Genomic DNA, 17,993 nt, shown 5'->3' on the forward strand with positions numbered 1-17,993 from the left:
ACACGATGGCCACCGCCGTGCTGGACTCCTCCGGCACCGCGCATCCGCTGGCCACCTGGTCCAACACCGACGCCGCGCCCGGCTTCACCTTGCGAACCTTCGACCTGTCGGCGTACGCCGGGCAGAATGTCACGCTGCGCTTCTCCGGGACGGAGGACTTTTCGCTCCAGACGTCGTTCGTCATCGACGACGCGTCGCTGAGCACCAGCTGAGCACCCGCTCGCGTACCTGCTGGGCCGCCGGCACGGTCTCCGCTGTCACGGGCGCTCCCGCTTCCGGGCGTCCGGGGCGGGGGCCGCGCTGACCCCGTAGCGCTGCACGAAGTACGCCAGCAGCTAGTGCATCACCTCGACATCGATTGCGTGCGTCAGCAGCGTCATGTTACTGAAGGCCTCATCGGGGTCGAAGCCGGCTTCTCGAAGATCTGCTTCGGCGGGCGTCGAGACGCTGGTGCACGGGCTCGGGGATGCGGATGCCCTCGTTGTAGTTGCCGATCCTGGTCGGGCCGTTCCACAGCATGGCAACACCGCAGTCACGGCCGACGCGGGGGAGAACGGCGCCGGGTGTCTCTCAGCAACGGAATATCCCGCTGCTCAACTCCTGCCGGCACCCCCAGCGAGATGGAAGGACGCAGGACGGCCAGCGACGTCACGTTCGACGTCACCCATGGTCAGAAGGACCCCTGAGACCGGGTGCGTCAACCGCAGTTGACGCACCCCGCTGGCGACTCATGGGAGGGGGCCCGGCATCTGCCGGGCCCCCTCCCACGTTTCTCTGCCGTCAAGAGCTGTCCGCCCGCCTTGCAGGGTGGGGTCCCGCAATTCAGACGCCGGACCCGCTCCTGGGCCTGGCCCCCAGCCGGGTCAACCTGAACAGGGTGATCACGCACTAGCCGTCCCGGCCGCCGGCGCCCTGCGCCCGCTGCGCGCCCGGACGCGCTGGAGCTGGACGAGGTCGACGGCGGCGTCCAGAAGTGAGTGGAGGCAGCCTGAGGCGCTGGCCAGTTCGCGTCCCGCCGTGTTCAGGCTCGGTACGCGGGAGTGTGGTTCAGACGCTGACCTGGGGGTGTTCGGGGCTGAGGTAGTGGACGGTGCTCCCAGCCGAGTGCGCGGTGAGCAGGTCCCGCAGCTCGCCGACGGCGGTTGTGAGGCGGTGTCCGTCCCGGGTGTGGTGGAGGGTCTCGAGGACGAAGGCGACGTGGGTGGAGTCTTCGGTGACGCGGGTGCGGTGGGCGTCGCGGTGGTTCCAGTGGCGGGTGAGCACGTCGGTGGTGTCGCGGTAGATGATCTCGCCGGGCTTGGGGTGCTCGACGGTGTCGGGTTCGCCGAGCGGGGTGAAGGTCTCGGTGCCGTCGGCGTGCCGGATATCGACGTCGCCAGTGACGTGGCCGAGGTCGAAGGCGCCGGCGGGCAGGGCGTGGCGCACGGAGACCGTGTTGTAGGAGTCGACGGCCGGGTTGATCCGGGGCAGGGTGCCCTTCTTGGCCATGCGGCGGCCCAGCGCGTCGACGCTGGGACGGATGCGGCGCGGGTTGGTGCCGAAGGAGCGGTAGGCGGTGTGCCATGCCTCGATGCGCGGGTCGGCCTCGTCGGCGGGGGCCCAGGTGCCGGCCGCGAGCTGCTGTTCCAGGTCTTCCAAAGTGGTCGTGGTGACCGGCCAGGGCTGGTGGCCGCGAAGGCCGGTGGCGGTGACGACGGCGATGAGGGTGTCGGGGAAGGCGTCCGCGACGGCGGGGCTGATGCGGAAGGTGGTCATCGAGAGGGTCCGTTTTCGGGAGTGCGGGCGGGGGGCGGGGTCAGGCTCTCCAGGAGCCGGTGTGGTCCAGGCGGCGCAGTTGCTGCGCTGCGGTGGGCGCGTCCAGGCCCTGGCCGCGTTCGGTGAGCCGGCGGGCGGTGTCGGTGCGCTGCTCGACGGGTTTGTGGTCGTCGTACTTGAACTTTGCGCAGACCCAGGTGACGTCCAGGCGCAGGCCGCGGATGCCGGGCAGCATCCGCCCGTAAGGCGGCTGAGCGGGGTCGATGGGGGCGTGGTCGCCGTCGGGCTGGAAGTGTGACATCTGCCGGCGCAGCAGTGCCGCCTTGTCAGCCGGGTCGTCGACGATGGTGGCCTGGCAGGTGAACTGGACGGCCGCGTAGTAGCTGGTGGGGAGGCCTTTCTCGGCTTGTGGGGTCAGGTGAGGGCGAGGAGGCTGACGGCGACGGCGGCGGTGCCCAGGCCGACCAGCTGGGTGCGGTGGATACGCTCGGCCAGGACGCCGCGGGCGAGCAGGACGGTGCCGGCCGGGTACAGGGCGGTTATCACGGCAACGACGGCCAGGTCGCCGCTGCGGGCGGCGAGCAGGAACAGCAGGTTGGCCACCGAGTCGAGCACGCCCGCCGCCGCCGACATCGCGTAGGCGGGCTTCTCTGGGCCCAGCCGCCTTGACATCAGCCCGGCGGCGGTCAGAGTGACCGCGGAGGACACGGCGCGGCCGACGATCAGCGGGCCCACCCCGCTGTCGGTCGGCGCCTGGTGCAGGAAGATGAGCTGCAGGGCGATGGCGGCCCCGGCGCCGAAGGCCATCAGCATCGCGGTCCGCGACGGGCGCATGTTGCCGGCGCCGTGTCCGGCGCTGATCAGTACCACCGCAGCGAGCGCCAGCGGCAGGCCGATCAGCCCGGCCATACCCAGGTGCTCGCCCTGCAGCAGTCCGACACCGACCGGCAGCATCGCCGAGATGAGCGCGGTCACGGGCGAGAGCACGTTCATCGGGCCGATCGCGAGGGTGCGGTAGAGCAGCGCGAACGCGGCGGCCGACGCGACACCGGAGGCGGCACCCCACGCGAGGGTCGCGGGGGCGAAGGAGGCGCCGAGGAAGGGCCACAGCAGCAACTCGACGGTGAGCGAGGCAGGAGCGGCGATCATCACGGTGTGCAGGACGTGGGCCTTGCGGGCGCTGAGGCCGCCGAGGAAGTCGGCGCCTCCGTAGGCCAGGGAACTGCCCAGGGCCAGCAGCAGAGCGATCACGGGTACATCCCTTACTATCAATGGAACGACTACACCGTACAACGCACCGACCGGAGATCGTCAACCGAACGACCGCACGGTGCATTGCAGTGATCCACCTAGAAGGGGGGCGACAGCCGATGACCGAGACCGAGGCGGCACTGCGGACGCTCGCGCACAACGTCCGCGCGGCCCGTACCCGCGCCGGACTCTCCCTGGACGAACTCGGCCGCCGCGCCAAGGTCAGCAAGGGCGCCCTGGTCGCCCTGGAGAAGGCTCAGGGCAATCCCAACTTCGCCACCCTGGTCCGCCTTGCCGACACCCTCGGCGCCTCCGTTTCCGCCCTGATGGAGGGGCGGTCCGAGGAACGTGTCCGGGTGGTGAGCGCCGCCACCGTCATGCCCCTGTGGAAGGGCGAGCGCGGCAGCGAAGCCCGGCTCATGCTGACCACCAGCGGCCCGTCAGCCACCGAGGTCTGGCGCTGGACGCTGGAACCCGGCGAGGAATACCCCAGCCACCCCCACCAGGCCGGCGTCGTGGAGACCGTCAACGTCACCGCCGGGCAGATGGTGCTCGTCGTCAACGGCACCGACCACCCCGTCGAGGCGGGGCAGACTGCCACCTTCGACGCTGACGCCCCTCACACCTACCGCGGCTCGGGCACCGAGACCTGCCACCTGATCATGACCGTCCACCTGCCCCCCGGCCCCGCGTAGTCCTGGGCGGGCCGGGGTGTCCACACCGAACCATCCCCTGTCTGTCGTCAAACGATGGCGAGCTCAGGCGGTCAGCGCATCACCCTGTTCTAAAGGTCAGCGTAGATCTCTACCGGAGTGCGGTAGCCGTGGGTCTTGCGCGGACGGGGGTTGAGTTCGTGAGCGATGGCGTCCACGTCGGCCTGGTGAGGGCCGTGGTCTGTAGTCGTCGCTGCAGTTCATAGGCGGGCGGCGACCTGTGGCCCATACCGCTCGACACAAAAGCGTGACAACCCGGCGGCGAATGCCTCGATGCTGCGCAGCGCATAGTGGCCGGCGTCCCACGCCGCGTGGAGATGGATCTGCAGCGGTTCGCCCGTGCTGTCGAGGATCAGCAGCGGGTGCAGGTCGAAGCGGGGATCGTCGGAGACCACCGCGGCACCATGGCCCGAAGCCGCCATGGCCTGCGCGACGTGCGGGGTGTCGCATTCGAGCATGATGTCGTACGAGGCGTCCGCATCCTGCACGGCATGGTCCAGGATGCGGCGGGTGCCGTGCGCCGAGGTGAGGACGATGAGGGGTTCCGCGGCAAGTTCCCTGATGGTGACGCGACCCCGGTCCGCCCAGGCGTGGTCGGCACGGACGTAGGCCCACAGCGGCAGGCGGGCCACCGGGAGCCCGGCGAAACGGCGCCTCGGAGGTGCCGAGGAGATGGCTACATCGGCGCCCCTCGCAAGGGCCTGGTACGCATGTGCCGGACTCTCCGCCTGCACGGTGACGAGCGGATCCTCTGGCCCCCAGGTGGCCAGGAACGGCGCGATCACGTCGGTGATGGTGGTGGGCGGCGCCGCCACGGTGATCCGCATGGCACAACCGGCAGCCAGCGCACCGACTGCGGCCTCGGCGGTGTCCGCGCGGGCGACCAGGTCGCGGGCCAGAGGAAGGAAGCGCCGGCCCGCCGCCGTCAGGACCATCTGCTTGCCGCCGCGGTCGAAGAGCGTCATCCCCAAGGCCCCTTCCAGGCCGCGCAGTTGGCGCGACAGTGAGGGCTGGGCGACGCGGACCACCTCGGCAGCCTTGGTGACGGAACCGGTCTCCACGATGGTCAGGAAGTAGCGCAGCACTCGGAGTTCCATGGCGGTGGTCCTTCGGGAGACGGAGGAGGCATGACACCTTCATGCCTCAAAGGCATGATATTCAACCCTGCCAAGTATTTGAAGCTATGACTGACTGGCTGCATTCTTGGCCCACCGGAATTTTCGGTTATCGACACCCGAATCTCCGTCGACTTCTCCGCGTACAACAATCCTTTCGATTGGCTGGTTCCCGCATGGCCCGCCCCCTTCCCTTGATCCTCGCCCAGGCGCCCGGCCGCCCGGCTGACGACCTCGCTGGCTTTGCCACCGACGTTGAGCGGCGCGTGAAACTGCACGCACCCGGCGCCCTCGTCGTCTACCCCGAACTGCACCTCGGCGAGAGCGCCCCCGGCGTCCCGGCCGCCCCGGAGGAGGGGGCCGAGCCGCTCGACGGCAAACGCAATGCGGCCTTCGCCGAGCTCGCGGGTGATCTGGGCATCTGGCTGGTACCCGGCAGCGTCTACGAACGAGGCACCGACGACCACGTCCACAACACGACACCGGTCTATTCACCACAGGGTGAGCGCCTCGCCGCGTACCGCAAGATCTGCCCGTGGCGCCCGTACGAGACGACCACACCCGGCAACCGGTTCGAGGTCGTCGACCTGGCCGGGGTCGGCCGCATCGGACTGTCCATCTGCTACGACACATGGTTCCCGGAGATCTCCCGCCATCTGGCCTGGATGGGCGCCGAGCTGATCGTCAACGTGGTCCGTACGTCGACGAGCGACCGCGCGCAGGAAGTCGTCCTCAACCGCGCCAACGCCATCACCAATCAGGTCTTCGTCGCCAGCGTCAATTCCGCTGCCCCATCCGGGACGGGCCGCAGTCTCGTCATCGATCCACAGGGCACAGTGCGCGCCGAAACCGTCGATGCCGGCAACTCCACCCTCACCGACGTGATCGACCTCGACGAGGTCAGCAACGTCCGCCACTACGGCACCGCCGGCCTCAACCGGATCTGGGACCAATTCCGCCCCGGCGACCCAGCCCTCGAACTCCCGCTCTACGGGGGCCGCATCGACCCCGCCACCTGGAACCCCGCCCACACCACCGAGGAGCCACCACGATGAACAGCGAGACCACAAGGAACACCATGAGACTGAAGGGCGACCTGAGCCTCCTCTCCGTCGTCCTGTTCGGCCTGGCCTACATCTCCCCAGGCATCGTCGTCACGATGTTCGGCGTGGTCGCCGCCACCAGCGGCGGCGCGGCCCCGACCGCGTTCGCCATCGCCACCCTCGCGATGCTGCTCACCGGGCTGAGTTACGCGAAAATGGCCCGCGCCGTGCCCGGCGCAGGGTCGGTCTACACCTACGCCCGCAAGATGCTCGACAGCCGCATCGGTTTCCTGTCCGGCTGGGCGATGCTGCTCGACTACTTCTTCATCCCGATGGTCGGCTGGCTGATCACGGCGATCTACTTCAACGCCCAGTTCCCTGAGATACCCAAGTGGGTCTGGCTGATCGTCTCGGTGGGCATCACCACCGCCATCAACGTCTTCGGCATGAAGCTCGCGGACCGCGTCAACAAGGTCCTGATGTTCATCGCTCTGGGGTCGCTGATCCTCTTCGCCACCCTGTGCGTCGTCTTCCTCGGCAAGCACGGCTCCTCCGCCCCCGCCACGGACGCCTTGTGGAACTCCGGCACGTCGATCGGGGCGGTCACAGCGGCCGCCGCTATCGCCGCGTACTCCTTCCTCGGCTTCGACGCCGTCTCCACACTGGGCGAGGAGACCAGGGGCGGGGCCAGGACGATCGGACGCGGCATCATCGGCTGCGTCATCGCCGCCGGAGCGATCTTCATCGTGCTGTCCTTCGTGATGCAACTAGTCCACCCCGGCGCGAAGTTCGCCGACGTCGACGCGGCCGCCTACCACCTGAAGGTCCAGGTCGGCGGCGAGACGTACGCCGAGATCATCAACTTTGTCACCATCGCCGGCTCCATCGCCTCCTGCATCGCCCTGCAAGCCTCCGCCGCCCGCCTCATGTACGTCATGGGACGCGACGGCGCACTGCCCAAGGCCGTCTTCGGCAAACTGTCGAAGAAGACCGGCACGCCCGTCCTGAACCTGCTGCTGACCGCGGCCGCCGGTGTCATCGCCATGAAACTCGACCTGACCACAGCCACCTCATTCATCAACTTCGGCGCCTTCCTCGGCTTCACCCTGGTGAACGTCTGCGTGATCGCCCACATGGTGCGAGAGCGCAGACTCGGCCGCACCCCCAACCTCTTCTCGTACCTGGTGATGCCGGCCATCGGCGTCGGCGTTTCCCTCTACCTGCTCACGAGGCTCGGTGACGTCGCACTCCAGATCGGCGGCGTCTGGCTCGCGATCGGCGTCGTCTACCTGGCCGTCCTGACCAAGGGTTTCCGCCGACCCGCACCTGAGATGACCTTCGACGACGACACCGCGGCCACGGACAGAGTCACCGCGTAGCTCCCCTCCTGATGAGAGGAGACGAGGATGCCCCCGACAACTGCTGAACCGGTGCACGACCGGAGCCTCGGAGACCTGCCGATCCACCGTGATGTGGTGCTCGACGGACTCGATGCTCCGCAGCACGCCGCCCGTACCGTCCTGGCCGACATCCTGGACGGCAAGGCGGAGGATCAGCTCTTCGGCGCCATGCTGGTGGCCAGCGAACTCATCGCCAACGCCATCCAGCACAGCAGCGGTGCGGTCCTCATAAGGGTTGAGGCCTACGAGTTCGGTGTGGCATTGGGCGTCGTCGACCGCGGGCCGACATCACTGCCGTACCTGCCCGACCTTCGAACCTACCTGTTGACGAAGGGACCGGTGGCTGCAAGCGGGCGCGGCCTGTTCACTGTGGACAGCCTCGCGAGTGCCTGGTCGGTCGAGGAGACGGAGAACGGAAAGATCGTCATCGCCATACACCCTTCCGGCAGGCCCTCGTCGATGACCCCTCTCGACCTCACACGACGCCATCTCGGCCGACGACTCTTCGCCCATCCTCTCGGCGCAACTGCGGAGCCATCGGGCTGTCACAGGGCGCTGAGTCAGAGACGGACGACGGGCGCTTCCTCGATGGCCTGCGCCGCGCCGTCAAGCTCGGTGCCAACCTCCTGGACACCGCAGAGTCCTACGGTGCCGGCCAGCCCGGGAATGAGCGAGAGCTCGGTGGAGGGTCTGCTGAGTCGGTGAGAGTTCACCGCCCGGTGGACGTCGGATCGGGGTGGTCACCCACGGGCCCGCACCGATGTAGGCGCGGTAGGGCAGGATCGGGACGCCCTGGCGCTCGCAGATCCGGATGATGCGGTGGGTGGGGGGGCGGCGGACAAGTCGTGGGCTCTGCCCGGCAGGGCCGGCGAGATCCGCAGCAGGCGGCCTTCGAGATCGGTGACAACCTGCACATCCACGCCGTGGCGTCGGTGCTTGTGGGAGTAGTCGGCCCGCCCGTCGCCCAGGCGGTCGCACTCGCTGAGGGTTCCGTCTAGGGGGCGTAGTCGGGGTCGTGTTCGCGCAAGGTCTTGAGCAGGCCCGGCGCCCGGTCGGCCAGCAGTCGCACGACCGCGGCGATGTAGGCATGGGCGGTGCCCACGGATATGCCGAAGCCAGCTGCGATCTGCGCGAGGGTGTCATGCTTGCGTAGGCAGGCGAGAGCGACCAGGGCACGCTGGTGCGGCGGCAGCTTGCAGCGGCGGTCACTCTCACGGGTGACGATGAGCATCGTGATCCACTCGACCAGCGCATGAGGCAGGTCGAGCACGGAAGGATACGGAACCAACACGGCTCCCGGACCGACAGGTTGAGGCTTCGAACACCTCACCCAACGGCGCGGGAGACCTGTCCATTGCGGGCACCGAGGCCATCACCCGATCGGTGGCCGCGCCGAAAAGGCTCCCTACGCTTTCCTGCGGGATGTGGTGAGCCCTTCGTATGGTTGACCGCCCAGGGGTGCCGGGTGTGGTTCAAAAGGCTCTGCCGTTTGTGGCTTCCACTGATTGGCCGCCCGGTGCCCCACGACGACTCGGCTGCCAGTTAGGAATTGCGAATGATCGCTGAGTAGGGAATCGACAGCGAGGTCGTCCGTCGGAAGACACCAGCACCACACCGCGCGGCTTGACAGACCGCATTAGGAATCAATGCCCCGCTCGGTGGCCTCGCGGGCCAGCTCCGGGCCCGACCAGCGCGACAGCGGCACTCCGCCCTCGGCAGGCAGCCGGCAGGCCAGCGCCTTCACCTCGGCGGCCTGCAAGGGCGTAAACGACGACGGGCGGCCGGGCCGTGGGCGGTCCCTCAGTCCGGCAAGTCCCTGTTCGGCGAAGCGGTGCAGTCAGCGGCGCACCGTGTCCAGGTGCAGGCTCGTCTCCCGCGCGATGCGGGCGTGGGAGCGGCCGCGCGCGACGTGCAGCACGATCTGCGCCCGCACCCGCTGCTGGTACTCGCTTTTGTGGCCCCAGGCCATCTTCTTCAGCCGCTTGCGGTCTGGGGGGTGAGAAATATTGGACAGGCGGCGGCAACAGGCACGACAGACGGGCCAACTCCTGGTGTGCGAGGCCCGCTAGCGGGCAGTTGGTGGCCAGGTCAGCGGGGCCCGGAGAGCAGCGCGTTGAGCTCCGGGAAGGCGATGCCTTCGGCGAGAGAGTCGTAGCCGCCGGTGCCGAAGAGGTCCTGTGCGGCGCGGCGGGCAGCAGCGTAGGCGGCCTGCGCCACGCCCGATCCGAGACTGACGCGAGCCACGCCGAGGGCACCGAGCTCGGCCACCCTCGGGGTGCCGGGGCCGGCCATGACGTTCAGAGGTACGGAGATGTCCCTGGCCAGCGCCTCGATGGTGGCGGTGTCGGTGACGCCGGGAACGAAGATGCCGTCCGCGCCCGCTTCGACGTACAAATGAGCCCGAGCCAGGGTTTCCTTCAGCCGGGTGTCCGGGTCGCCGAGCCCGAGCAGGAAGGTGTCGATACGGGCGTTGAGGAACAGATCCGCGCCTGCTCGGTCGGCACTCTGCCGGGCCGCGGCCAGGCGCGACGCGAGTTCTGCCGCGGGCCGGGTGCCGTCCTCGATGTTGACGCCGACGGCGCCCGCCGCGAGGACCCCGGCGACGGTCTCGGCGACGTCGGCGGCGTCCTTCCCGTACCCGCCCTCGATGTCAGCGGTGACCGGCACCGCGACGGCAGCGACGATCCGGGCGACCAGCTTCAGCGCCCGTTCGCGGGTAAGGATGTCGCCGTCCGGAGAACCCAGCGACCAGGCGACACCGGCACTGGTGGTCGCGATCGCGGGGGCGCCCGCGGCCTCAATGACGCGGGCGCTCGCAACATCCCAGGCGTTGGCGAGCGCGAGGGGTGCAGCTGGGGTGTGCAGGGAGCGGAAGAGGTGGGCATTGGCCGGCTGCGTGATGGTCATGGACGCAGTCAAACATCGACTACTGCCCATCTTCTGGCAAGAATCCGACACAGACGTCGACTTCGAAACCGGCCCATGGCCCCGGCTCCGAAGTCAACCCCCGAAAAATTTCCGGAGCAGACCACTGAACGGCAGGTCAGTACCAGGGGTAACCACGTCACGGATTGACAGCGCAAATATGGGCCCTGCTTGCTCTCTACGGAAGCCGGTCGTCGCGGACTTCGGCCCATCGCAGCGAGTCGCGGATGCCTTCTGCAACTGAGTACTGCGGTTGCCAATCGAGGTCGTTTGCTGCGCGGTCGCTGCGGGTGTAGGCGCCGGCGACGTCGCCGGGCCGGGAGTCGATGTCCCGGGCTTTCGCTGGAGCCTCCACGACCTGGTTGACGGCGTCGACGAGCTCGCGGACCGTGGTGCCGGTGCCCAGGTTGATCGCCTTGGACGTGGCTTCTTCGGTGAAGAGCTTGTCGAAGCGCTGCAGGGCGGCGGCTGCGGACGCCAGTGCGTGCGACGGGGGCTGCGGCTACTGCCCGAGCCCGTCGCGAGATCGCTGCGCAGGCAGGTCGATGCGTCCGGCAACAGCATCACAGGCAAGTCCAAGCAGACTGGCGGCGGGTACCGACGCCGCGCCCCACCCCGGCCGAGGACGGGAGTACCGTGAAGACATCGGGAGAATTGTCTCCGACGGCTCATGCGCCGTGGCGGCTCTCGATCGAGAACAGGGCCGGAGGCGATCATCAGTGATCATGAAACCTATGCCCGGCGAGAGGGCCCATGCCCAGCGCTGACGAGTCCTCCCAGAGCCCGGTCGGAGCAATCGGAAGAATCACCGTGGGGATCCCTCCGGATGGACCGGGTGAGGTTTTGGTGGCTGTGCGCGGAGGCTCGGAGACGTACGCGGCGTGGTCGCGTACCGACACCACCCTCGCCAGAGACACACGGGTCATCGTCATCGACTCCATTTCGGCGCGCTCGGTGATCGTCGAGCCGCTGCCGTCCTGAATGGTTCTGCAAAAGGTCTGAAAAAGTGAGTTGCGTCCCGATGCTCGACGGGAGTTCTCTCATGTTGTTCTGGCAGGTCCCCGCGCCCAATGAGGCCATGCTCATATCCGGTACAAAACGGCAGGCGCAGGCGACACAGTTCCGTATCGTCACAGGCCACGGCAGTTTCGTACTGCCTGTGAAGCAGAAGGCCCGCATGCTGTCCCTGGCACTGCGGGAAGCGGAGATCGCGGAGGACTGCGTAACCCAGCAGGGCATCCGACTGAGCGTGCGCGCGGTCTGCGTGTTCAAGGTCGGTGACGACGCGGTCTCGATCGCCAACGCAGCCCGCCGCTTCCTCTCCGAGCAAGAACGGATGGAGGAGCTCGTCGGCCGGATCTTCGCCGGCCACCTCAGGTCCATCGTCGGAGGACTGACCGTCGAACAGATCATCCGAGAACGCAACCGGGTCGCCCAGGAGGTGATGGCGGGCAGTCACAGCGAGATGGAGAAACTCGGCATCGTCGTCGACGCGCTCCAGATCCAGGAGATCGAGGACGCCACCGGATACATCAACAACCTTGCAGCTCCGCATGCCGCCGCAGTCGCCAGCCAGGCGCGAATCGCCCAGGCCAAGGCCGACCAGGAAGCGACCGAACGAGAACAGCAGGCGGCCGCCCTCAAGGCGGAGTACGAGCGGGACACCGCGATCAAGCGGGCCGGGTTCCTAGCCGAGACCGAGCAGTCCAACGCCCGCGCCGCCCAGGCCGGCCCGCTCGCCCAGGCCAGAGCGTCCCACGAGGTCATCGAAGAACAAACCGCGCTCGCCCAGCGCCAGGCCGAACTGGCAGCCCAGCGCCTCGAAGGAGAAGTCAGGCGCCCGGCGGACGCCGAGGCATACCGACAGCGCACCCTGGCCGAAGCCGCCCGGGACCGTGCCAAGTTCGAGGCGGACGGCAACGCCTACACCGAGCGGACTCTCGCGCAGGCCCAGGCCGACGCGAACACCGCCCGCGCCCTCTCGCTGCGCGATGGTAACCAGGAGTTGATCGCCGCCAACCGTGTGGTGGAGAACCTGCCGGCCCTCGCCGACGCGGCCGCCCGCGGTATGTCGAGCGCCACACTCACCGTCCTCAACGGCACCGAGGGCGTCAATCAGATCGCCGCGGGCGTGGTGGGCCAGGGCCTGGCCATCCTTGATGCGCTGCAGAACACGAAAAGTCCTGCCGTCAACGGGAAGAGAAGCGTGCGGATGCCCGGCCCGACCCCGTAGCAGCCGGCCCCCTTACGCCCCGGTCCATCTGCCGGGCGTCCGGTCGGCGGGAACCGGCCTTCGTGTCCTCGTGAGCCGCATTGCGGACTGGTTATGCAGGAGGCTTTCCCACCAGCGGCCGACAACGTACTCCGGGATGAACACGCCCCCCCCCACATCGTGGGGCTCTCGCGGGAGAGTATTACCGCCGGGTGAGTGGCGTTGACGATGGCGCCGTGAGTGGGCAGGCGCCGGCGGGGAGAGGCATGGGGCCACGCCGCACACCCACCCAAGGAGCCCTGGATGAAGCGCGCCACCATGGCCACAGCCTGTGCCGCCGCACTGTTCGCCGCTGCCCTGACCGGGTGCTCCGACAGTACGAGCGACACATCGGAGGAGGCATACGGCTCCACCCCGAGCGCCTCGCCCTCGAAACCGGCCACCGTCGACACGAAGTCCGTGGACAAGCTCGGCGCCATCCTCGTCGACGAGAAGGGCCGCACCCTCTACCTCTTCCTCGCCGACAAGAAGAACAAATCGAACTGCACGGGTGACTGCGCCAAAGCCTGGCCTCCGCTGCTCAGCAAGGGGGACGCCAAGGCCGGCAAGGGCGTGAACCAGAAACTGCTCGACATCACCAAGCGCTCCGGCGGAGACCAGCAGGTCACGTACAACGGCCATCCCTTGTACTACTACGCCGGCGACAAGAAGCCTGGCCAGACGAATGGCCAGGCCCTCGATCAGTTCGGCGCCGAGTGGTACGTCCTGGACGCCAAGGGCAAGCAGGTCGAGAGCTGAGCCGGTAGAACGGCATGAGTTCGCACCAAGGCGAAGCCGACCGCAAAGCCTTCGCAACCAGTGCCGTGCTCGTCGTGCTGCTGCCTATCGCGGTAGCTGTCGGGATCTACCTATTCGGAGCCCACCACACCCCGCGCTACTACAACGGACTCTTCGGGGAGCATGGCAACGCCGCAGTCGAACTCAAGGCCCAACTCAGCACCACCCTGCTCGGCCTCGCCCTCATTCAGCTCGGCCTCGCCCTGTGGATGTACGGCCGCGTGCCCGGTGCCTGCTCCGCGCCCCGACCGGTGCGCCGGGGACACCGCGTGCTCGGGTTCCTCAGCTTCCTCTTCTCGCTACCGATCGCCTACCACTGTCTTACAACCTACGGGAACGAGACGACGTCCCCGCGGGTCGCGATCCACTCCTTCGCCGGATGCGCCCTCTACGGTGCGTTCGTGGCCAAGGTGATCGTCGTGCGCAGCAGGCGCCTGCCCGGCTGGCTGCTCCCAGCGGTGGGCGCCCTGCTTGTACTCGGTGTGGCCCTCCTCTGGTACACCGCCGCTCTGTGGGCCCTGAACGGCGACTCGGCACCAGGCTTCTCCTCCGTCTGAGGGCGCCCGCTCCGGGCATCACGGTGGGCGTTGGGCTGTCCTGTACTGGGTGCGGAGTGGAGCGGACCCCGTCCTGCCACAGGGGGTTCGCGTCCGTGCGACAAGGCTCCCCGGACTGGGCCGACAGCGTCATACATTCCCGCAGGCAGACACCGCTGTCCTGAACCGGGCGCCGTTGACGGACGCCGTTGGCGAATTCGGGGCCCGGCTGACGTCGGCCTTCAAGGCGCGGTTGTGGTCTTGGAGGCCGAGGTGTCAGTGCCTTCGCTGCGGGCCCGGCCGGACTGGTCCTCGCCCTGGCCGTCCCCGAATCCGCCTTCGCCGTTACCGGCGACTTCTGTCACGCCTTCACCGACGACAAGGGCGAGGCGCTGACCATCGCCCCGCGCCACCCGGCCGGCGACGAGTGCATCAACCTGCCCTACGTCGGCAGCGAAAGGGTCACGGCCGGGCACTCGCCCCACAACGACACCGACGAGTGGGCGACCGTCCACGAGGGAACCTTCACGGTCATGGACAGACCCTGAGGGCTGGACAGGAGCATCCCCCGCTGTCGGAAAGAGCGAGCGTCAGGCGGTGGCGCGCAGGTGTGTTTGCGCCCACGCCTCGAACGTGGTGAGGGGGATACCGAGGTCCCGAGCGAATGCCGGAAGGGCGGGCTGAGGGGACTCGTTGATGTGTGCCTGTCCGAAGCCCATGTCGGGCATCCCGGCGGCGGTCGCCTCCTCCTTGGTCAGGTCGGGCGCGGTCAGCTCCGTGCCCAGGTTGCGGGAGAGGACCTCGGTGATGTCTGCCATGGTCAGGCTGTCGCTCGCCAGCTCCAGCTCGACCCCGTCGAACCGCTCCGGCGCTGCGACGGCCGCAGCGACTGCCTTGCCGATGTCCTCGACCGCGACGAGCGACAGCCGGGTCGCGGGCTTCAAAAGGCTCACAAGGCCGCCCTCGACCCCGCGGGGGAACATGATTTCCGCGGCGGGGAGGAAGTTCTCCATGAAGAAGCCCGGTTTGATCAGCGTCCAGTGCGCGAAGCCCGCCTCCCGCACCCGGTCCTGGATCCCGGCCTTCGCTGCGTAGTACGGCTCCATCCAGGCCCAGTCGTCCTTGACCCAGTTCATGTGCTGCCCGGCACCGGAGACAGAGGTGTGCACGAACTGCGGCACTCCAGCAGCTTTCGCGCCCTCGATCAGGTTGACGGCCTGTTCAACCTCGCCTTCGAAGGCGCGTCCGTTCACGTCAGGCATCTGGACCGAGAAGACGGCGCGGGTTCCTGCGGCGGCCCTGGTCAGGGAGTCGCGGTCGTCGAGGTCGCCGGTGACCAGTTCGGCGCCGAGCGTCTCGACGGCCTTCGCCCGCTCGGTCGCGGGGTCGCGGACCAGCGCCCGGACCGGAACGCCCGACGCCAGCAGGGCCCGGGCGGTGGCGCCGCCCTGCTGACCGGTGGCGCCGATGACCAGGACGGGTGCGGATTCTGTAGTCATGGTGCTCCTCGGATGGTGGCGCACAGCTAAGTGGCGAGGCCCGCCACTTACATTCCGGTACGATACGGAGGGCCCCGCCACTTAGCAAGCTCGGAGATGACGCCATGACCGTCCAGCGCGCGGACGCCCGGCGCAACTACGCGCGGATCCTCGCCGTCGCCGAGGAGGAGGTCGCCGCGCACGGCCGTGACGCGTCCCTGGAGCAGATCGCCCGCACCGCAGGGGTCGGCTCGGCCACCGTGCGCAGGCACTTCCCCGGTCGACGCGCACTGTTGGAGGCGGTGTTCAGCGAGCGGATCGAGGTCCTGTGCGCCCGCGCGGGCGAGTTGGCCGGAGCGGCTGACGCGCGAGCCGCGCTGCTGGAGTGGCTGGGCGCGCTCACCACGTACGCCGCCTCCGCACGGGGAATGGCCGACGCGCTGGTCCAGGACGGCATGATGGACGACCCGGAACATGTGAACGCCTGCTCGGCGAAGCTCACCGGGGCGGCCGATCCGCTGCTGCGGCATGCCGTGCGGGCGGGCGCCGTGCCGCCGGACGTGACCGTCGCCGACCTGGTCACGCTGGTGACGGGCATCGCCCTGGCCACGGAACACCACCCGGACGCCGTCGCCGAGGCGCACCGATTGCTCGGCCTGACGGTGGGGGGAGTCAGCCCCCGGAGGTGAGACGAGGGTGCGAGGCCCGCACCCGGGCCTCCCGCCCGGCAGCACTTCGTCCGGCCGGATGAACTCCGACGGGACGAAGTGATCAATGCTGGGCCCCGAATTCGCAAACTGAGGTGACCCCGGAGTGTGGACACAGGGGTTCATGCTGCGAGTGGGAGTTGAGCTGTCTTGTGGTGCTGCTGTTCGAACTCCAGCGGGGAGAGGTCGCCGAGCGCGCTGTGTCGGCGTCGGGCGTTGTAGTAGGTGAGCCACTGGAAGATCTCCAGCCTCGCCTGCGGCATCGTCAAGAACAGCTTCCCGTGCATCGTCTCGCGCTTCAGTCCCTGCCAGGAACTCTCGGCGAGGGCGTTGCCATAGCTCGAGCCGATCCTGCCCATGCTCCTGCGGATGCCGTGCCGGTCGCAGACCTGGGCGAACGCGGCGGACGTGTACTGCGAGCCCCTGTCCGCGTGGAAGATCACCTCGGTGACGTCACCGCCGCGGGCCGCGACCGCGGCCTGGAGCGCGTCGATGGCGAGCTCGGCCCGCATGTGCGGGGCCATCGAGTAGCCGAGTACCCGGCGCGAGCGGATGTCCATGACGCAGGCTAGGTAGAGCCACGCGGCTCCGACCTGCGCATATGTGATGTCGCCGCACCACTTCTCGTCGAGTGTACTGGCGGTGAAGTCCCGTTGGACCAGGTGCCACCGGCGGCGCGAGGTGGTCCGGGATCGTGGTGCGCTTCTTCTTGCGCAGGTGACGGCCGACGATGCCGTGCTTGCGCATTAGCCTGGCCACGCGCTTGCGGTTGACCGTGTGGCCGAAGCCGCGCAGTTCGGCATGGACTCGAGGCGCGCCGTAGGTCCCGCTGTGTTCGGCATGGATTTCGCGGGTCTCCTCGACCAGCACGTCCTCCGCGGCCTGCCGCCCCGCCCGCGCCTCGGCGCCGGCGATCCACCGGTAGTAGCCCGAGCGGGAGACCTCCAGCAGCCGGCATATCCGCTTGATGCCGAACACCTCGGCATGGGCGGAGAGGAAGTCCCAAGCGGCGGTCTTCCCTCCATCTCCCGGGCAAAATAGGTCGCTGCCCGCCGCAGGATCTTCCGCTCCAGCTGCCATTCCTTCTCCGCCTTGGCCAGCCGCGTGTTCTCCGCCCGCAGCCGGGCCAAGTCGGCCTCGGTGTCCTGCGACGCGCCGGCAGGGGCCGGACGGCCGTCGGCGTCACGTACCCAGGTCCGCAGCGTCTCGGGGTTGACGTTCAGATCGGCAGCGACGTTTTTGAACGTCCGCCTGCCGGCCGAAGCCCGCCACAACGCAAGGAACGTGCCGGCCTCCGCAGCGAAAAGGGCATCCGCTGGGGCGGACGCCCCCTCAACACCGCAGCCTGACCAACTGCGAACCGCAGCCCCCGAGCGCCGAAGGGGCAAGTTCAGGAGAAGGACAGCGACAGAAGGATGACTCAGGAGGCGGACGCCTCGATCTCCCCCGCAAAGACGATGACCTGGTCGATGAGGCTCCGCCGCAGATGGACGACGTCCGTTCCCGCCAGGCGGAGGCCTCCATCCGGCGTGGTGAAGACCCACTGGTACCGGGCCCACTCGTCAGGCATGTCTACGGCTGAGCAGCGCACCATCGTGCCGGTCCCCGCTGGGTGGCGCCGGATGTCCAGCACGAACCGCTCGACCGCCGCGATTCCTTCGCTGCGGCCCAACGGCCCCCAGAAGACCACGTCTGAGGTCAGGGCCTGGGAGAGCAGGGCAGTCACATAGCTGTCGTCTGAGGCGTTGAACGCGGAGATGAACGTGTCGATCGCGGAGCGTGCGGTCTCTTCTTGCATGCCCCAGTAGTACCAGCCGTTTCGCGTGCGCTCGTCCCGCGAGCCGCCTTCCGATCACGGTGAACCATCCCGGTCACAGCACTAGGTCCTGTTTCTCGGATCCCCTGACTTGAGCGGGGTGTTGGGGCCAGGCTGGCTGTATGGGCCGTGGGGATCTGACGAATGCGGAGTGGGATCGGCTGGAGTCGTTCTTGCCTCCTGGTGGTGCGCGTGGAGGTAGGTG

The 17,993-nt window shown here is 68.4% G+C and carries 19 protein-coding genes and 4 pseudogenes; 10 read left to right on the forward strand and 13 right to left on the reverse strand.

What is annotated here, in order from left to right:
* Nucleotides 1-5 precede the first annotated feature (5 nt).
* A complete protein-coding gene (locus tag ACIOEW_RS32180; RefSeq protein WP_401968092.1) occupies nucleotides 6-212 on the forward strand; it encodes a hypothetical protein in 207 nt (68 codons plus the stop codon).
* A gap of 835 nt (nucleotides 213-1,047) precedes the next feature.
* Here ACIOEW_RS32180 and ACIOEW_RS32185 read toward each other — a convergent pair.
* The 3 genes from ACIOEW_RS32185 to ACIOEW_RS32195 are packed head-to-tail and all read right to left on the reverse strand — an operon-like array spanning nucleotide 1,048 to nucleotide 3,006.
* Entirely contained in the window at nucleotides 1,048-1,755 is a 708-nt protein-coding gene (locus ACIOEW_RS32185; RefSeq protein WP_401968094.1) for a B3/4 domain-containing protein, read from the reverse strand.
* A gap of 40 nt (nucleotides 1,756-1,795) precedes the next feature.
* Entirely contained in the window at nucleotides 1,796-2,173 is a 378-nt protein-coding gene (locus tag ACIOEW_RS32190; protein WP_401968140.1) for an FMN-binding negative transcriptional regulator, read from the reverse strand.
* Nucleotides 2,170-3,006 (reverse strand): DMT family transporter, encoded by an 837-nt coding sequence (locus tag ACIOEW_RS32195; protein WP_362557604.1) that lies wholly within the window; start codon nucleotides 3,004-3,006, stop codon nucleotides 2,170-2,172. The genes ACIOEW_RS32190 and ACIOEW_RS32195 overlap by 4 nt, the downstream gene beginning before the upstream one ends.
* 119 nt (nucleotides 3,007-3,125) lie before the next feature.
* On the opposite strand from ACIOEW_RS32195, the gene ACIOEW_RS32200 reads away from it, so the two are divergent.
* Nucleotides 3,126-3,701 carry an XRE family transcriptional regulator gene (locus ACIOEW_RS32200; RefSeq protein ID WP_362557606.1) on the forward strand — a complete coding sequence of 192 codons (576 nt, stop codon included), beginning with the start codon at nucleotides 3,126-3,128 and terminating at the stop codon, nucleotides 3,699-3,701.
* Nucleotides 3,702-3,919: 218 nt separating this feature from the next.
* Here the strand turns inward: ACIOEW_RS32200 and ACIOEW_RS32205 are convergent, their stop codons facing one another.
* Nucleotides 3,920-4,816 (reverse strand): LysR family transcriptional regulator, encoded by an 897-nt coding sequence (locus ACIOEW_RS32205; protein WP_362557607.1) that lies wholly within the window; start codon nucleotides 4,814-4,816, stop codon nucleotides 3,920-3,922.
* 194 nt (nucleotides 4,817-5,010) lie between these two features.
* On the opposite strand from ACIOEW_RS32205, the gene ACIOEW_RS32210 reads away from it, so the two are divergent.
* The 3 genes from ACIOEW_RS32210 to ACIOEW_RS32220 are packed head-to-tail and all read left to right on the forward strand — an operon-like array spanning nucleotide 5,011 to nucleotide 7,982.
* Nucleotides 5,011-5,889: a carbon-nitrogen hydrolase family protein gene (locus ACIOEW_RS32210; protein WP_401968097.1), complete on the forward strand. Its 879-nt coding sequence runs from the start codon at nucleotides 5,011-5,013 to the stop codon at nucleotides 5,887-5,889.
* The gene (locus ACIOEW_RS32215) at nucleotides 5,886-7,256 is read left to right on the forward strand and encodes an APC family permease (RefSeq protein ID WP_401968099.1); all 1,371 of its coding nucleotides are present in this window, start codon (nucleotides 5,886-5,888) and stop codon (nucleotides 7,254-7,256) included. Before ACIOEW_RS32210 ends, ACIOEW_RS32215 begins: the two co-directional genes overlap by 4 nt.
* Nucleotides 7,257-7,283: 27 nt before the next feature.
* Nucleotides 7,284-7,982, forward strand: a complete 699-nt coding sequence (locus ACIOEW_RS32220) for an ATP-binding protein (RefSeq protein WP_362557612.1) — start codon at nucleotides 7,284-7,286, stop codon at nucleotides 7,980-7,982.
* On the opposite strand, the pseudogene ACIOEW_RS32225 reads toward ACIOEW_RS32220, so the two are convergent.
* From ACIOEW_RS32225 to ACIOEW_RS32240, 4 genes and pseudogenes are all read right to left on the reverse strand, one after another.
* Nucleotides 7,911-8,565: pseudogene (locus ACIOEW_RS32225) on the reverse strand (transposase family protein); the annotation flags it as partial. The gene ACIOEW_RS32220 and the pseudogene ACIOEW_RS32225 overlap by 72 nt on opposite strands.
* A 348-nt stretch (nucleotides 8,566-8,913) precedes the next feature.
* Nucleotides 8,914-9,114: a helix-turn-helix domain-containing protein gene (locus ACIOEW_RS32230; protein ID WP_362557086.1), complete on the reverse strand. Its 201-nt coding sequence runs from the start codon at nucleotides 9,112-9,114 to the stop codon at nucleotides 8,914-8,916.
* Nucleotides 9,115-9,246 carry a hypothetical protein gene (locus ACIOEW_RS32235; protein ID WP_362557079.1) on the reverse strand — a complete coding sequence of 44 codons (132 nt, stop codon included), beginning with the start codon at nucleotides 9,244-9,246 and terminating at the stop codon, nucleotides 9,115-9,117. It lies immediately after the preceding gene.
* 119 nt (nucleotides 9,247-9,365) lie between these two features.
* Nucleotides 9,366-10,184, reverse strand: coding sequence for an isocitrate lyase/phosphoenolpyruvate mutase family protein (locus ACIOEW_RS32240; protein ID WP_401968103.1), 819 nt, complete (start codon nucleotides 10,182-10,184; stop codon nucleotides 9,366-9,368).
* A gap of 864 nt (nucleotides 10,185-11,048) precedes the next feature.
* On the opposite strand from ACIOEW_RS32240, the gene ACIOEW_RS32245 reads away from it, so the two are divergent.
* From ACIOEW_RS32245 to ACIOEW_RS32260, 4 genes are all read left to right on the forward strand, one after another.
* The gene (locus tag ACIOEW_RS32245) at nucleotides 11,049-11,183 is read left to right on the forward strand and encodes a hypothetical protein (protein WP_362557075.1); all 135 of its coding nucleotides are present in this window, start codon (nucleotides 11,049-11,051) and stop codon (nucleotides 11,181-11,183) included.
* A gap of 61 nt (nucleotides 11,184-11,244) precedes the next feature.
* Nucleotides 11,245-12,435, forward strand: a complete 1,191-nt coding sequence (locus ACIOEW_RS32250) for an SPFH domain-containing protein (RefSeq protein ID WP_362557073.1) — start codon at nucleotides 11,245-11,247, stop codon at nucleotides 12,433-12,435.
* Between the two features lie 282 nt (nucleotides 12,436-12,717).
* Nucleotides 12,718-13,212, forward strand: a complete 495-nt coding sequence (locus ACIOEW_RS32255; RefSeq protein WP_362557071.1) for a hypothetical protein — start codon at nucleotides 12,718-12,720, stop codon at nucleotides 13,210-13,212.
* Between the two features lie 14 nt (nucleotides 13,213-13,226).
* Nucleotides 13,227-13,808, forward strand: a complete 582-nt coding sequence (locus ACIOEW_RS32260; RefSeq protein ID WP_401968106.1) for a DUF6529 family protein — start codon at nucleotides 13,227-13,229, stop codon at nucleotides 13,806-13,808.
* A 569-nt stretch (nucleotides 13,809-14,377) separates the two neighbouring features.
* Here ACIOEW_RS32260 and ACIOEW_RS32265 read toward each other — a convergent pair.
* Nucleotides 14,378-15,286 (reverse strand): NmrA/HSCARG family protein, encoded by a 909-nt coding sequence (locus ACIOEW_RS32265; RefSeq protein ID WP_401968109.1) that lies wholly within the window; start codon nucleotides 15,284-15,286, stop codon nucleotides 14,378-14,380.
* 104 nt (nucleotides 15,287-15,390) lie between these two features.
* Between ACIOEW_RS32265 and ACIOEW_RS32270 the strand changes: the two genes are divergently transcribed.
* Nucleotides 15,391-15,954, forward strand: coding sequence for a helix-turn-helix domain-containing protein (locus ACIOEW_RS32270; protein WP_362557066.1), 564 nt, complete (start codon nucleotides 15,391-15,393; stop codon nucleotides 15,952-15,954).
* A gap of 140 nt (nucleotides 15,955-16,094) precedes the next feature.
* On the opposite strand, the pseudogene ACIOEW_RS32275 reads toward ACIOEW_RS32270, so the two are convergent.
* The 4 genes and pseudogenes from ACIOEW_RS32275 to ACIOEW_RS32290 form a co-directional block, all read right to left on the reverse strand.
* A pseudogene (locus tag ACIOEW_RS32275) lies at nucleotides 16,095-16,679 on the reverse strand (IS3 family transposase); the annotation flags it as partial.
* A 58-nt stretch (nucleotides 16,680-16,737) separates the two neighbouring features.
* Nucleotides 16,738-17,052, reverse strand: a pseudogene (locus ACIOEW_RS32280) (IS3 family transposase); the annotation flags it as partial.
* A gap of 26 nt (nucleotides 17,053-17,078) precedes the next feature.
* Nucleotides 17,079-17,246 (reverse strand): annotated as a pseudogene (locus ACIOEW_RS32285) (transposase); the annotation flags it as partial.
* A gap of 146 nt (nucleotides 17,247-17,392) precedes the next feature.
* Nucleotides 17,393-17,770, reverse strand: a complete 378-nt coding sequence (locus ACIOEW_RS32290; RefSeq protein ID WP_362557065.1) for a nuclear transport factor 2 family protein — start codon at nucleotides 17,768-17,770, stop codon at nucleotides 17,393-17,395.
* Nucleotides 17,771-17,993 lie beyond the last annotated feature (223 nt).

The sequence above is a fragment of the Streptomyces sp. NPDC087901 genome (assembly GCF_044742205.1).
GTDB lineage: Bacteria > Actinomycetota > Actinomycetes > Streptomycetales > Streptomycetaceae > Streptomyces.